This window comes from Terriglobus albidus, assembly GCF_025685425.1.
In the GTDB taxonomy this organism is placed as follows: Bacteria; Acidobacteriota; Terriglobia; order Terriglobales; family Acidobacteriaceae; genus Terriglobus; species Terriglobus albidus.
Genome location: NZ_JAGTAS010000058.1, coordinates 877,376 through 891,406, shown reverse-complemented (window position 1 = coordinate 891,406; position 14,031 = coordinate 877,376). Strand labels below are relative to the sequence as shown.

Genomic DNA, 14,031 nt, shown 5'->3' with positions numbered 1-14,031 from the left:
TTAGGGAAGAAAGTCGCGTATGACGATAAACTGGAAGCTCCGCACGCGGAGCCTGTATGCCTGCTGAAATCATCCTCCAGCAAACTCCGGACGCTGCCGCCCTGCTCGGCAGGCGCGAGCAGCTTGCCGGCGTTCGCGCCAGGCTTGCCGAATGCGAATCGGAGCTGGCGCAGCTCCGTGCGCAGCTCAAGGCCTTCGAGGGCCGATATCTGCGCCAGGTCGGCATTCTTTACGCGGAGCTCGACGATCTGGAAGCGCGCATCGCCGAGCGCGAAGTGGCCATTTATGACTCGGATGCAGCCCGGCAGCGCGCCCAGGAAGCACGGCAGCGAGCGCAGGAGACGCATGATGCCGCATTCGGTGCGGCGCGCGAAGCGGAAGAGTTCGATCCACCGCCCAATCTCAAGACTCTTTTTCGCGATGTCGCCAAGCGTATCCATCCTGACTTCGCCCGCGATGAGGCCGAGCAGCAACACTTCACCTTGCTGATGGCCCGCGCCAACCAGGCCTATCGCCGCGGCGATACAGAGACCCTGCAGCGCATGCTCGACGACCATCGCGAGATCAATGCATCCATCGCGGGCGAAGATGCTGCCGCGGAGCTGCTTCGTATCAGCCGTCAGATCCAGCACGCGGAGCGCGATATCGCCGCCCTGGAGGCGGAGCGGCACACACTGCTTGCAAGCGAGATCGCCCAACTATTTCTCGACGCTGAGATAGCAGCCCGCGAGCATCGTGATCTGCTCACAGAACTGGCCACCAGTCTTCAGGAGCAGATCGCCGACGCCCGTTGCCGCTTCGAGTTTGTCAACCGCCAGATCGATGCCTATGGAAGATAAGTCCAAAGGCGTTTTGCAACATGCCCCGACCGGAGCCGGGTTGTCGCTGCATTCCGAGCGTTCCGGCCTGATTGCCCGTGGCCGTCGTGATGCCGCCAGTGCAGCCGCAAATCCTCACTACCGGCAGGCTATCCTTGCCTACAAGGTCCACAATTTCATTGAAGCCGCAAACGGCTTTCGGCTTGCGGCCGAACAGGGCCATGCTGAATCACAGTATCTGCTCAGCACGATGTATGACGAAGGGCAGGGGCTGCCGCAGGACAGTGCCCAGGCCGCCCTCTGGGAACGCAAAGCTGCGGAACAGGGCCACGCCTATGCACAGGCCAATCTTTCGTTTCGTTATTACTCCGCTGGAGAGTTCGCGGAGGCCTTTGCATGGTGTCAACGGGCTGCATATAGCAGTCTCGCCTGGGCACAGTACAACCTCGGCCTGATGTATCAGAAAGGCGAAGGCGTTTCGCAGAGCAATGCCGAAGCCGCTCACTGGTATCGTCTGGCGGCCACACAGAGCTTTCCAGAGGCTCAGGAGCGGCTGGCCGGCCTTTACTACTTTGGCCAGGGCGTTCCGCAGAGCTATACGCAGGCGGCAACGTGGTATCGCAGGGCTGCCGATCAGGGCAATGCCGAAGCTCAGTTCCAACTCGCGCATCTTTATGCCATGGGACAGGGCGTCGAGCACGACTATGTGCAGTCCCGCTATTGGACAAAGAAGGCCGCCGAGCAGGGACACGAAGCGGCGGTTCGCGAGCTCAAGCGCCGCGAGTATCGCGATCCATAGCAGTCTCTTTTTGCGCCACATCTCCATTCCGACATTTCCTCATCGCAACTTCCTTTAAGATCAGTCGAGGACTATGGCTGAATCGAAGTTTCCCGCGCTGGCTCTTCCCCTGTTGCAACACATCTCCAACGAACTAAATGTTCCGCTGCGCAGTCTTGTGGCTGTGATCGAACTGCTGGATGACGGCGGCACTGTTCCGTTTATCGCCCGTTACCGTAAGGAGGCGACCGGCAACCTCGATGAAGTGCAGATCCGTTCGATCGAAGAGCGCGTGACCTACTTCCGCGAGCTGGTCTCACGCCGGGAGACGGTTCTGGCCTCCATTACGGAGCAGGGCAAGCTCACCGGGGACCTTAGGGCCCGCATCGAGGCCGCGATGGATAAGAGTGAGCTCGAGGATCTTTATCTCCCTTACCGGCCGAAGCGCCGTACCAAAGCGACGATCGCACGTGAAGCCGGGCTGGAGCCGCTCGCAGACTATCTCTGGGCGCAACAGCGTGGCGAAGAGGATCTCGTCACACTGGCCGCTACCTTCGTCGATACGGAGAAAGGTGTCGCTGATATTGAAGCTGCACTGGAAGGCGCCCGCCACATCGTTGCCGAGCGCATCAGCGAAGACGCCGATCTGCGGAAGGAGCTGCGGCAGGTTCTATTCGATGAGGGCATCATCGTCTCGCGCAAGGTCATGGAGCTTGAGGGCGATGCCCCGAAGGATCCGCAGGAGAAGTTCAAGATGTACTACGACTACAAGGAGCCGGTGAAGACGATTCCGTCGCACCGCATGCTTGCTGTTCGTCGTGGCGAAGAAGAAGGTGTGCTCTACTTCCTGATCGAGAGCGACCAGGAGCGGATTCTGGCGTTGCTGAAAGCACGAGTTTTGCGCGACCAGGGAGACTGGACATCGCACATGACCCTGGCGCTGGAAGATGCGTGGACGCGCCTGATGAAGTCATCGATTCAGAGCGAGATTCGCCTGGAGCTGAAGCGCCGTTCCGACAAAGAGGCAATCGAAGTCTTCCGCGAAAATCTACATCATCTGCTGCTGGCTCCGCCCGCAGGCCCGCTGGCGGTGCTTGGCATCGATCCCGGCCTGCGCACCGGATGCAAGCTTGCTGTTGTTGATGAGACGGGAAAGTTTCTGGCGCACGATGTGATGTATCCGCACACCGGCAAAGCCCAGGTAGAGCAGGCGAAGCAGAAGGTCGCGGCGCTGCTGAAGAACCACAACGTGCGTGCGATCGCCATCGGCAACGGAACCGCTTCGCGCGAGACCGATCAGTTCGTGCGCGAGTTCCTGCGTGAACATCATCTGAACACCGTGTTCTCAGTCACGGTGAGCGAGAGCGGCGCCAGTGTCTACTCTGCGTCAGATATTGCGCGGCAGGAGTTTCCGGATCTCGATCTGACCGTGCGTGGAGCCATCTCCATCGCACGCCGTCTGCAGGATCCGCTCTCGGAGCTGGTAAAGGTCGATCCCAAGGCGATTGGCGTCGGTCAGTACCAGCATGATGTGGATCAGAAGCTCCTGCAGGAGTCGCTGGAACATACGATTGAGAGCTGTGTGAACCGCGTGGGCGTTGATCTGAACACAGCTTCGTGGACTCTGCTGCGTTATGTCTCCGGTATCAGCGAGCGTACGGCACAGAGCATCGTCAGCCATCGCGACAACAACGGCAAATTTGTTTCGCGACAGCAACTGCTGGAGGTCTCCGGCGTTGGGCCGAAGACCTTCGAACAGGCCGCCGGCTTCCTGCGCATTCGTGGCGGCGTGAACCCGCTGGATTCGACAGCGGTGCACCCGGAGAGCTACCGCGTCGTAGAGCAGATTGCTTCAGCCATCGGAACACCGATCGAAGATGTGATCAAGAATCCGCAGTTGCTGGAGAAGGTTGACCGCTCACGTCTCGATGCAGGAGCGTTCACATTGAATGACATCCTCGAAGAACTGCGCAAGCCTGGACGCGATCCGCGCGAGAAATTTGTCGCTCCCAGCTTTGCCGAGGGCGTGAACGAGCTGAGCGATCTGCAGGAAGGCATGGTGCTGGAAGGTGTGGTCACCAATGTCACCAAGTTCGGAGCGTTTGTCGATGTTGGTGTGCACCAGGACGGTCTGGTTCATATCAGCGAGCTCTCGAACAAGTTCATCAAAGATCCGCATGAGGCCGTGAAGACGGGGCAGATTGTGAAGGTCAAAGTGTTGGGTGCGGATGAGAAGACACGCCGCATCTCTCTCTCGATCAAACAACTAGAAGCTCCTGCTGGACCAAAGGTTAAGAATGGCAGTGTTGTCCCCAGCGGAAGCGGACCCAATCGGACCGCTGGCGGAGCCAGGCCTCCTGCAGGGAAGCCGCGTCCCTCTGCTCCTGCTCCACTGCAGACGATGGAGGAAAAGCTCGCGGCCCTCAGCGGCAAGTGGAAGACACGATAAAAAGTTAGGCCCGGCGAAATTGCCGGGCCTTTTTATTGCGGAGAGAAACCTGTCTTAGACGTTCAGCACGCCGCCAGAGACGAGCAGCGTCTCACCGGTTACCCAGCGGGCATCGTCGGAGGCGAAGAAGGTAACGGTCGGTGCGATGTCTTCGGGCTGACCGATGCGGCCGAGCGGTGTCTTCGCAACCACGTCCTTTTCAATGTCGGTACCCAGGAAGCCTGCTGTTCCCTCGGTTGCCACCAGGCCGGGGTTTACCGCATTCACACGAATTTTCTTCGGTGCGAGCTCCTTGGCGAGTGAGTAAGTGATGGTATCGACTGCGCCTTTGGTTCCGGCGTAGATGGTCGCGTTCGCAATTCCGGTGCGGACGACCGAGCTGATATTCACGATGCTTCCGCCTTCGGCCGGGAAGAGCGGCACGGCTGCCTGCGTTACCTGTAGCAGACCCAGAACGTTGGTGCCGTACTGCTTCTGGAAGTCTTCAGCGGTAACTGCTTCAATCGGAGCGAAGCCGTAGATGCCTGCATTGTTGACCAGTACGTCGACACGGCCGAACTGCTGCTTCACATCAGCGAAGAGCTTCGTTACTTCGTCCTTGTTCTCAACGCGCCCGCCGATGGCTACGGCCTTGCCGCCGGACTTCGTAATGTCATTGACGACCTTCTCCGCGCCCTCGCGGCTGCTGGCATAGTTCACCACAACCGTCGCGCCTTCTTTGGCGAGATCCTTTGCAATCGCCGCGCCAATACCCTTGGAAGCTCCCGTTACCACCGCTACCTTATTCGCCAGACGTCCCATCACCTTCTCCTTTAATCGTCCCGTCATCGTTTCAACGTTTCGATAGTCGTCTAAATGGATGGCGGCTTTAGGAAGAACGATTCAACTCTTTTTCCTCAGGCAGGCTATGGCGCGATATGCTCAGGAAAAATTTCTGGTATCAGGAGCACTTCATGCACATGGATCGCAGATCTGTGGTTGCCTCTGTATCTACTCTCGGGCTGGCTCTCTTGGCCCCATTTGCGAAGGCGGAAGCAGCCTTGCGTAAGAAGATCTTCAGCGCGAACCCGCCATCGACGCCGCCGGCGGTTTATTCGCCCGCGGTCGCGTATGGGAACCTGTTGTTTCTTGCCGGGAAGAGCTCACGCAGTGCTGCGCCGGGAGAGATTCATGCCGATGCGAAGTGGGTCTTTGATGAATTGGAGAAGGAGTTGAAGAACGCCGGCTCGTCCATGGAGAAGGTGCTGAAGGTAAATGTCGCTCTGAGCGATATCAAGGACTACGCTGCGCTGAATGAGATCTTCGCTGCACGATTTCCCAAGGAACCGCCGGTACGGACGACGATTGTGGCTGCCAATCCGCGAGGAACGACGATCGAAATCGACCTGGTTGCGTATATCTAACTCTGGTTTGCGGACGATTCAACCATTCAACCCAAACAAAAAAGCCACCCGCACAGGTGGCTTTTTGTATTCAACTATTCAACCAACCGCTACTTCTTGGCTTTCTCGAAGCGCTTGTTGACCTCGTCCCAGTTGACAGTGTTCCACCAGGCCGCCAGATAGTCCGGCCGCTTGTTCTGGTACTTCAGGTAATAAGCGTGTTCCCAAACGTCGTTGCCCAGGATCGGAAACAGGCCGTCGGTCAGCGGTGAGTCCTGGTTGGGCTTGGTGACGATCTCGAGTTTGCCGCCCTTGTAGACCAGGAAGCCCCAGCCGGAGCCGAACTGCTTCGCGGTGGTCTCATTGAACGTCTTCTTGAAGGTCTCAAAGTCGCCGAAGTCCTTCGTGATCTGGTCAGCGATGGCGCCGGTCGGAGCTCCGCCGCCATTCGGCTTCATGATCTCCCAGAACATGGTGTGATTGACGTGGCCGCCGCCGTTGTTGCGGACGACAGTGCGGATGTCCTCCGGCACGCTGGCCAGACCGGCGATCAGCTCTTCCGGCGACTTCGAACCCAGCTCCGGGTGCTTCTCAATCGCACCGTTCAGGTTGGTCACATAGGTCTGGTGATGCTTGTCGTGGTGCAGCTTCATGGTCGCCTCATCGATATGGGGCTCCAGTCCGGCGTAGTCGTAGGGAAGAGGGGGTAGTTCGTAGGCCACGTGAGATCTCCTGTCGGGTCGTTTCGGTTCAGGGTGAGGGCGAGTCATCAAATTTCTGCCGTCAGCGTTGCGAGCGCAAATTAGTTCGTACGAGGCGGAGTCCGAAGGCTGTGGTTATTCCACAGTCGAGGGCGACAACGAAGTACGGGCGAATTTGCGCCGCAACCCAAAGGGCCGGGGCAGATTTTCCCGATCTCTTTGTCGCTCGTCGTTCTAGTAGACCAGCTACAGTTCTCTCCTCGCTCCTTGATCTCGAAAAAATCTGCTCCCGGCGCTGACCGACAGAAATTTGATGACACGCCCTTTGATGCGGCGATTGTGCACTGCGATGCGCAGTAGGTCACGGTCTCTGATGATATCGCAGCGAGCGAAAGGTCTGCTGCCACACGAAGTCAAAGGCGGTGGCGGCAATATGACTCAGAAATAGTGCGACTCGCATAGAAGGAGACTGACATTTTTCCTCCATTTGCGGTTACCCACCTGCCGATGGTTTTTAATCAGTAACAATGAACGCTCTATCCGCTGCGTATCGTTGGCTGGACGACCATGGCATGGCCTTTGGTGCGCCAGGGCTCGAACCTCGCTGGACTTCGTCAAAAAAAGATGCTGTCTGTACGGCGTATGCCGCCTCTTCGAGAGTCTGGTTCACTGTCTCGCACGGCACGCTGAATGAGGTTTATTACCCCACCATTGATCGTCCGCAGATCCGTGACATGGAGTTTCTGTTCACCGATGGGGAGACCTTCTTCCACGAAGAGAAGCGTGATTTTGAATACGACTTCCATTATGTGGACCCGGATGCGCTTGCTGTCCGGGTTGTCGCCACTGATCTGCAGGGACGATACCGGGTCACGAAGGAGTTTCTCTGCGATCCTCATCACCCGGTGGTGTTGGTCCGCGTGAAGATCGACGGTGAAGAGGACCTGCTGCAGCGGTTGAAGTGTTATGCCCTGCTGGCGCCTCACATTGAAGGTGGTGGCGCAGGGAACTCAGGCCGTTCGATTGAAGTTGCCGGTCAGCGTGCCCTGATTGCGTGGAAGAACGGGACGTCACTGTCGATGGGAGCTTCCTGCGGATTCACGCGTTCTTCCTGCGGTTTTGTCGGTTCCTCAGACGGGTACCAGGATCTGGTTCAGAACATGAGGATGGACTGGCAGTTCGGACAGGCATTGAATGGCAATATCGCTCTGATGGGCGAGATCGATGTCGCCCGCAACCGTGAGTTCACCCTGGCCATCGCCCTGGGAGAGGGTCATCACGCTGCTCTCGCCGGAATGATGCAATCGCTCTCGACTCCTTATGAAGCGCACCTGAAGCGCTTTATCGAGCAGTGGTACCGCGCTCCTGCTCCCGAATATTTGGCCGGAAAATCGACCGATGGTGGCCGGCTGATGCGCATCAGCCACAACGTTGTTCTGGCGCACGAAGATAAGACCTATACCGGAGCCTTCATTGCTTCCGCCTCGATTCCCTGGGGAGCGTCGAAGGGGGACGATGACCTGGGCGGTTACCATCTGGTCTGGACGCGGGATATGGTGCAGTCTGCCAGCGCTCTGCTGGCCTGCGGTCGCGTCGATACGGCGCGCCGGGCGCTGGTGTACCTGGCCTGCTCCCAGCGGCCTGACGGCAGCTTCCCTCAGAACTTCTGGATCGACGGCACACCGTACTGGACCGGTATTCAGTTGGATGAAGTCGCATTCCCCATCATCCTGGCATGGCGTTTGTGGAAGCTTGGTGGATTGGGGGGCTTCGATGTCTTTCCGTTTGTCGAAAATGCTGCGGCGTTCCTGGTGCACTATGCTCCGGTGACCCAGCAGGAACGTTGGGAAGAGAACGCCGGGTATTCCCCATCAACGTTGGCTGCGGTGATCAGCGGCCTTATCTGCGCTGCCGATATCGCGCGTGGTCATAAGGCGCCGGAACTGGCGGAGTTTCTGGAGGTCTACGCCGACTGGATCGAGTCGCATCTGGAAGAGTGGACGACGACGACCAACGGTGTGCTGCATCCGGATGTGAGATACCACTACGTCCGTATCGTTCCTCCCCATCCCGGAGACCCTTTCTACAATCCATCCATCGGCGATGGCCGTTTAAACCTGGCCAATCGCACCCCGGGGGAGCAGTACAACTTCGCTGCCAACGAGATTGTGGACGCCGGCTTCCTGGAACTTGTGCGTTACGGTGTGCGCCGCGCGGATGATCCGCTGATCATCAATTCCTTGAAAGTCATTGACAAGGTACTCCGCATCGATACGCCCTACGGCCCCTGCTGGCGCCGTTACAACCATGATGGCTACGGCCAGCAGAAGGATGGAGGTCCCTTCCTGCACTACGGACAGGGACGCGCCTGGCCTTTGTTAACCGGCGAGCGTGCGCACTATGAGCTGGCGGCGGGCAAAGATGTGACTCCGTTTATTACTGCGCTGGAACGTTTCTCCAGCTTCGGCGGTATGCTGCCGGAGCAGATCTGGGACTACCACGATCTCCCCGGAGAGGGGTTGTTCTTCGGCCGCTCTGCCGGTGCCGCGCAGCCGCTGGTGTGGGCGCACTCGGAGTATCTGAAATTATTGCGATCCGCCACCGACGGTCAGGTCTTCGACCGCATCTCATGTGTCGCTGAGCGTTATGCAGCTCCGTGTGAGCAGCGCAGGGGTGGTTGCCAGATCGAGATCTTCAAGATCATCCGTCCGGTACATACCGTCGGCGCCGGAAAACGGCTAAGGATTGTGGATCGCGACCAATTTCAGGTGATCTGGACTATTGATGGTTGGACCACTCGTCAGACCTCCGACTCGAAATCGGCGGGCTATCCGGGCTTCTTCGCTGAGATTACGACCCAGTCCGGACAGCAAGGCCAAATCGAATTTACCCTCTACTGGCCGCAGCAGCATCGATGGCTCGGCTATAACTTTACCGTGCAGGTGGCCTGACCACGCAGGGGCGGTCAGCGGAGCCTGTACACTGGAAGTGAATAACGAAAACCCTTACTAACACGAGCGCACTAAGGCTTTTGCCCTAGTGCCCGAGGAATACATGAGCGACCTGGTTCAGAAGTCCATCAATACACTTCGTCTTCTCGCAGTCGATGCCGTGGAAAAGGCCAAGAGCGGCCATCCCGGTGCTCCGCTGGCGCTTTCGCCGCTGGCCTACCTTCTGTACCACGATGTGATGAAGCATGACCCCGCGGACCACAAGTGGATCGATCGTGACCGCTTTGTGCTGTCGAACGGCCACGCGTCGGCGCTGCTGTACAGCGTGCTGCATCTCTCCGGATACGACCTTCCGCTGGACCAGGTGAAGAGCTTCCGCCAGTGGCATTCCATCACTCCCGGTCACCCGGAGTACGGCGAGACCCCAGGTGTTGAAGTAACTACCGGTCCGCTGGGTCAGGGACTTGCGATGTCCATCGGTCTGGCAATCGCTGAGAAACACATGGCTGCTCGTTTCAATCAGCCGGATATGAAGATTGTCGATCACCACACCTATGTGGTCTGCGGTGACGGCGACCTGATGGAAGGCATCTCGCACGAGGCCGCTTCGCTGGCAGGAACGCTGAAGCTTGGTAAGCTGATCGTCTTCTACGACGACAACCTGATCTCGCTGGACGGACCAACCGAGCTCTCGTTCACCGAAGACGTGAGCAAGCGCTTTGAGGGCTATCACTGGCAGGTGCTGCACGTTGGCGACGGCAACGATCTGGACGCCCTGCGCAAGGCCATCAAGGAAGCTCAGGCCGAGACCGAGAAGCCGACCCTGGTTCGCGTGCGCACCGTCATTGGCTACGGCAGCCCGCATGCCGGCACCAGCAAGGTGCATGGCGAGGCCCTCGGCGCCGAGAACACCAAGAAGACCAAGGAAGCTCTCGGCTTCCCGCCGGAAGAGTCGTTCTACATTCCTGAGTGCGCTGCTGAGGACTGGGGCACCATCAAGCCCAAGGGCAAGAAGATCCATGAGGAGTGGGACGCTCTCTTCGCTAAGTACAAGGTGGCGCATCCGGACCTGGCCAATGAGTTCGAGCGCACTGTCAAGGCTGAGCTGGCTGCTGATTTCGCCAAGGACATCAAGCCCTTCCCGACTGATAAGCCGGTTGCAACCCGCAACGCCGGTCAGGTCGTAATGCAGGCTTTGTACAAGACGGTTCCGGAGCTGATCGGCGGCGCTGCCGACCTCACTGCCTCCACCAAGACCATCTTCAAGGAGTCGACCAACTTCCACATCGATCCCAACGGCCGCAACATCTTCTTCGGTGTTCGCGAGTTCGGCATGGCTGCCGCCGTCAACGGTATGGCCGCTCACGGTGGTCTGATTCCGTTCGGCTCGACCTTCTTCGTCTTCTCCGACTACATGCGGAACGCCATCCGTCTGGCAGCGCTGATGAGCACGCACTCGCTGTTCATCTTCACGCACGACTCGATCGGCCTGGGCGAAGACGGCCCAACCCACCAGCCGGTGGAGCAGCTCATGAGCCTTCGCGCTATTCCGCAGCTCACCGACTTCCGCCCGGCGGATGCCAATGAGACCGCCGAGTGCTGGAAGATCGCGCTGCACCGCAAGGCGGCCAGCTTCATGGCTCTCTCGCGTCAGGACCTGCCGGTGCTGGATCCTGAGAAGACCAAGGGTGTCAGCAAGGGTGCGTATGTTCTAGAAGATGCTGCCGATGCGCAGATCGTGCTGATCGCGACCGGTTCGGAAGTTTCGCTGGCCCTGAAGGCGCTGCCGGAGCTGAAGGCTGCGGGCATCTCGGCGAAGGTTGTCTCCATGCCGAGCTTCCGCCTCTTCGACGAGCAGGACGAGGCTTACAAGGCCAGCGTTCTGCCCGCCAACCTGCCGAAGCTTGCTATCGAAGCCGGCGCCACCATGGGCTGGTACAAGTACCTCGGCGGCAACGGCGCTGTCATCGGTATCGATCGGTTCGGCGCATCGGCCCCGGCTCCCATCGTGTTCGAGAAGTTGGGCTTCAACACAGCAAACATCGTTGAGCACGCAAAGAAGCTTACCGGGAAGTAAAGTACGAAGGGAGGGCCTCCGGGAACGGAGGCCCTCTCGCAAGACAGGCAAACGGGCATTGCCTTCCGGCTGGTTCGGGTTCTTTGAAGACCGCTGCGACCTCCCGCCTCCTCCGGAATACAGACTGTGCCGCAGACTCCGCCGTTGTTCGGAACGGTGGATGGGGTCCCACAAGAGACCTCTTGAACCGTCCTGCATACGCAGAGCATCGAACCAAACGATGAATGCGACGCGGGATAATTCAAAAACGTCTCAATAGTTATCAATTCGTCGTACTGGTTCTATTGGAAGATATAAAAATAAAGTTACGTTAGGAGTCGAGATGGAAATCGGCCTCATTGGTCTGGGAAAGATGGGTGGCAACATGGCGGAGCGTCTTCGCCTGGCCGGCCATAAGGTAGTCGGATTCGACTTTAACCCACAGGCAACCGCCAAACTGACGGCGACCGGAGCGGTCGGCGTGAACTCACTTGAGGATCTGGTCAAGAACCTGACGGCCGAAAAGCGTGCTATCTGGATCATGGTTCCGGCCGGAGATCCGGTGGATGAGACCATTGCCAAGCTGAAGCCGCTCATGAAGCAGGGCGACATTTTTATCGACGGTGGCAACTCGAACTACAAGGACACAATTCGCCGTCACGATGAGCTGAAGCCGCAGGGCTTCGAGTTTGTCGATGTGGGGACCTCCGGCGGCGTCTGGGGCCTGCAGGAAGGCTACTCGCTGATGATCGGCGGCGATGAGGAGCCGGTGAAGTATCTCTCGCCTATCTTTGAGGCGCTCGCTCCGGCCGCGGATAAGGGCTGGGGGCATGTCGGACCTACCGGTTCCGGCCATTTCACCAAGATGGTGCATAACGGCATCGAGTACGGCATGATGCAAGCCTTCGCCGAGGGTTTTGCGATTCTGAAGGCCAAGGAGAGCCTGAATCTTGATCTGGCGCAGATCTCCGAGATCTGGCGTCACGGTTCGGTTGTCCGGTCGTGGCTGCTCGATCTCACGGCAGAGGCGCTGAAGGAGAATCCGAACCTGGAGGGCCTGGCTGCGTACGTTCCGGACTCCGGCGAGGGGCGCTGGACGGTCTTCGAGGCGATCGATCTGAATATCTCCGCTCCGGTGATTACGGAGGCGCTGATTCGCCGCCTGCGTTCCCGTGAGGACAACAACTACACGGACCGCGCGCTCTCCATCATGCGCAATGCATTCGGCGGCCATGCCGTCAAAAAGTCCTAACCTCGTTTAGCCTTGAAGTAGTAAGGAGTTGGTGTAAGCCCATGGCGACTGCCGAAGTAACTGTATCTCCCGCGACCGTGAATGAACAGCGCAACGAGCGCAAGCCTGACCCATGCATCGTGGTCATCTTTGGCGCGTCGGGCGACCTGACCAAACGTAAGCTGCTGCCGGCGCTGTTCCACCTGGAACAGGAAGGTCTTCTGCCGCAGGAGTTTGCGGTGGTCGGTGTAGCCCGCCGCGACCTGTCGGCCACTTTTGCGAAAGACATGCGCGATGGCATCCTCAAGGGCGGAGGTGTGGATGACAACGATCCGAAGCTGAAGGAGTTCGTCGATCGCGTCCACTACTTCACCACAAACTTCGATGACGATCAGGGGTTCCAGAACCTGAACGCCGCTCTCTCCGATCTCGATACGAAGTACGGCACCAAGGGCAACCGCCTGTTCTATCTGGCGGTAGCGCCTGAGTATTTCTCCGACATCATTCACCGTTTGGGCGCGCACAAGATGGCCAAGCCGGAGAGCGATGTCTGGGTACGCGTCATCATCGAAAAGCCGTTCGGTCATGACCTGCAGTCGGCACGCGAGCTGAACGATGAGGTCAACCAGGTGCTGGACGAAGACCAGATCTTCCGTATCGATCACTACCTCGGTAAGGAGACGGTGCAGAACATCCTCGTCTTCCGCTTCGGCAATGGCATCTTCGAGCCGGTGTGGAACCGTACCTACATCGACAATGTGCAGATCACCGCGGCGGAGTCGATTGGCATTGAAGGCCGTGGACCGTTCTATGAGAAGGCCGGTGCATCGCGCGACATTCTGCAGAACCACATGATGGAGGTTCTGAGCTACGTGGCGATGGAGCCGCCTGACTCATTTGAGGCCTCCACGATCCGTGTCGAGAAGCTCAAGGTATGGCGTGCGATTGAGCCTTTCAAGCTTGAGGACACGGTTCGCGGGCAGTACGGCCCAGGTACGGTCGATGGCAAGCAGGTGATTGGCTATCGTGAGGAAGACCGTGTGGATCCGAACTCGCAGACCGAGACCTTTGCCGCGCTGAAGCTCGAGATCGAGAACTGGCGCTGGGCGGGTGTTCCGTTCTACATCCGTGCCGGCAAGCGTCTGGCTAACCGCGAGACCGAGGTGACCATCACCTTCAAACAGCCGCCGCTGCATATTTTCAAGGGAACGACCAACGACTGCGGTACCCAGGTCACACCGAACATCCTGACCATGCGTATCCAGCCGGATGAGGGTATCAGCCTGCGGTTCGGCGCCAAGGTTCCGGGACCGACGACCAACATCGCTCCGGTGACCATGAACTTCAAGTATGCCGACGCTTTTGGCAAATCCACGGCCAACGGTTACGAGCGTCTGCTGCTCGACGCCATGCTGGGCGATGCAACGCTGTTTGCTCACCGTGACGGTGTGGAAGCAACGTGGGCATTGTTTACTCCCTTATTGGAGAAGTGGGCTGCGACTCCGGTCTCGGATTTTCCGAACTATGAGGCGGGAAGCTGGGGTCCTGAAGCCTCGAACGAGCTACTGGCGCGCGACGGCCGCTGCTGGAAGAGCTGCTAGAGTATTTTCCCTGTAGGTGGAGAGTCGGGCTTCTGCATCTATGGGCGTTTTCCATAATGAAAAC

10 protein-coding genes are annotated in these 14,031 nt (G+C 58.5%); 8 read left to right on the top strand and 2 right to left on the bottom strand.

Annotated features, from left to right (window positions below; genetic code table 11):
- Positions 1–56 precede the first annotated feature (56 nt).
- From OHL21_RS22775 to OHL21_RS22765, 3 genes are all read left to right on the top strand, one after another.
- The gene (locus tag OHL21_RS22775; protein ID WP_263419602.1) at positions 57–839 is read left to right on the top strand and encodes a coiled-coil domain-containing protein; all 783 of its coding nucleotides are present in this window, start codon (positions 57–59) and stop codon (positions 837–839) included.
- Positions 829–1,617 (top strand): tetratricopeptide repeat protein, encoded by a 789-nt coding sequence (locus OHL21_RS22770; protein WP_263419601.1) that lies wholly within the window; start codon positions 829–831, stop codon positions 1,615–1,617. The genes OHL21_RS22775 and OHL21_RS22770 overlap by 11 nt, the downstream gene beginning before the upstream one ends.
- Before the next feature lie 73 nt (positions 1,618–1,690).
- Positions 1,691–4,045 carry a Tex family protein gene (locus OHL21_RS22765; protein WP_263419600.1) on the top strand — a complete coding sequence of 785 codons (2,355 nt, stop codon included), beginning with the start codon at positions 1,691–1,693 and terminating at the stop codon, positions 4,043–4,045.
- Between the two features lie 54 nt (positions 4,046–4,099).
- Here the strand turns inward: OHL21_RS22765 and OHL21_RS22760 are convergent, their stop codons facing one another.
- On the bottom strand, positions 4,100–4,846 hold the full coding sequence (locus tag OHL21_RS22760) for an SDR family NAD(P)-dependent oxidoreductase (RefSeq protein ID WP_263419921.1): 747 nt from the start codon (positions 4,844–4,846) through the stop codon (positions 4,100–4,102).
- Between the two features lie 158 nt (positions 4,847–5,004).
- On the opposite strand from OHL21_RS22760, the gene OHL21_RS22755 reads away from it, so the two are divergent.
- Positions 5,005–5,448 carry a RidA family protein gene (locus OHL21_RS22755; protein WP_263419599.1) on the top strand — a complete coding sequence of 148 codons (444 nt, stop codon included), beginning with the start codon at positions 5,005–5,007 and terminating at the stop codon, positions 5,446–5,448.
- Between the two features lie 89 nt (positions 5,449–5,537).
- Here the strand turns inward: OHL21_RS22755 and OHL21_RS22750 are convergent, their stop codons facing one another.
- Complete coding sequence (locus OHL21_RS22750) at positions 5,538–6,149, bottom strand: superoxide dismutase (RefSeq protein WP_263419598.1); 612 nt, start codon at positions 6,147–6,149, stop codon at positions 5,538–5,540.
- A 506-nt stretch (positions 6,150–6,655) separates the two neighbouring features.
- Between OHL21_RS22750 and OHL21_RS22745 the strand changes: the two genes are divergently transcribed.
- The 4 genes from OHL21_RS22745 to zwf all read left to right on the top strand — a co-directional run bounded on the left by OHL21_RS22745 (position 6,656) and on the right by zwf (position 13,967).
- Positions 6,656–9,079 carry a glycoside hydrolase family 15 protein gene (locus OHL21_RS22745; protein ID WP_263419597.1) on the top strand — a complete coding sequence of 808 codons (2,424 nt, stop codon included), beginning with the start codon at positions 6,656–6,658 and terminating at the stop codon, positions 9,077–9,079.
- Between the two features lie 103 nt (positions 9,080–9,182).
- Complete coding sequence (gene tkt, locus OHL21_RS22740; protein WP_263419596.1) at positions 9,183–11,156, top strand: transketolase; 1,974 nt, start codon at positions 9,183–9,185, stop codon at positions 11,154–11,156.
- A 322-nt stretch (positions 11,157–11,478) separates the two neighbouring features.
- Positions 11,479–12,387, top strand: a complete 909-nt coding sequence (gene gnd, locus OHL21_RS22735; protein ID WP_263419595.1) for a phosphogluconate dehydrogenase (NAD(+)-dependent, decarboxylating) — start codon at positions 11,479–11,481, stop codon at positions 12,385–12,387.
- 41 nt (positions 12,388–12,428) lie between these two features.
- Entirely contained in the window at positions 12,429–13,967 is a 1,539-nt protein-coding gene (gene zwf / locus OHL21_RS22730) for a glucose-6-phosphate dehydrogenase (RefSeq protein WP_263419594.1), read from the top strand.
- The last annotated feature ends 64 nt before the right edge of the window (positions 13,968–14,031 follow it).

Excerpts from the sequence above, each read along its gene's own strand:
- OHL21_RS22770 (WP_263419601.1), top strand. The coding sequence starts at position 829 with ATGGAAGATAAGTCCAAAGGCGTTTTGCAACATGCCCCGACCGGAGCC.
- gnd (WP_263419595.1), top strand. The coding sequence starts at position 11,479 with ATGGAAATCGGCCTCATTGGTCTGGGAAAGATGGGTGGCAACATGGCG.
- zwf (WP_263419594.1), top strand. The coding sequence starts at position 12,429 with ATGGCGACTGCCGAAGTAACTGTATCTCCCGCGACCGTGAATGAACAG.
- OHL21_RS22765 (WP_263419600.1), top strand. The coding sequence starts at position 1,691 with ATGGCTGAATCGAAGTTTCCCGCGCTGGCTCTTCCCCTGTTGCAACAC.
- tkt (WP_263419596.1), top strand. The coding sequence starts at position 9,183 with ATGAGCGACCTGGTTCAGAAGTCCATCAATACACTTCGTCTTCTCGCA.
- OHL21_RS22755 (WP_263419599.1), top strand. The coding sequence starts at position 5,005 with ATGGATCGCAGATCTGTGGTTGCCTCTGTATCTACTCTCGGGCTGGCT.
- OHL21_RS22760 (WP_263419921.1), bottom strand. The coding sequence starts at position 4,846 with ATGGGACGTCTGGCGAATAAGGTAGCGGTGGTAACGGGAGCTTCCAAG.
- OHL21_RS22775 (WP_263419602.1), top strand. The coding sequence starts at position 57 with ATGCCTGCTGAAATCATCCTCCAGCAAACTCCGGACGCTGCCGCCCTG.
- OHL21_RS22745 (WP_263419597.1), top strand. The coding sequence starts at position 6,656 with ATGAACGCTCTATCCGCTGCGTATCGTTGGCTGGACGACCATGGCATG.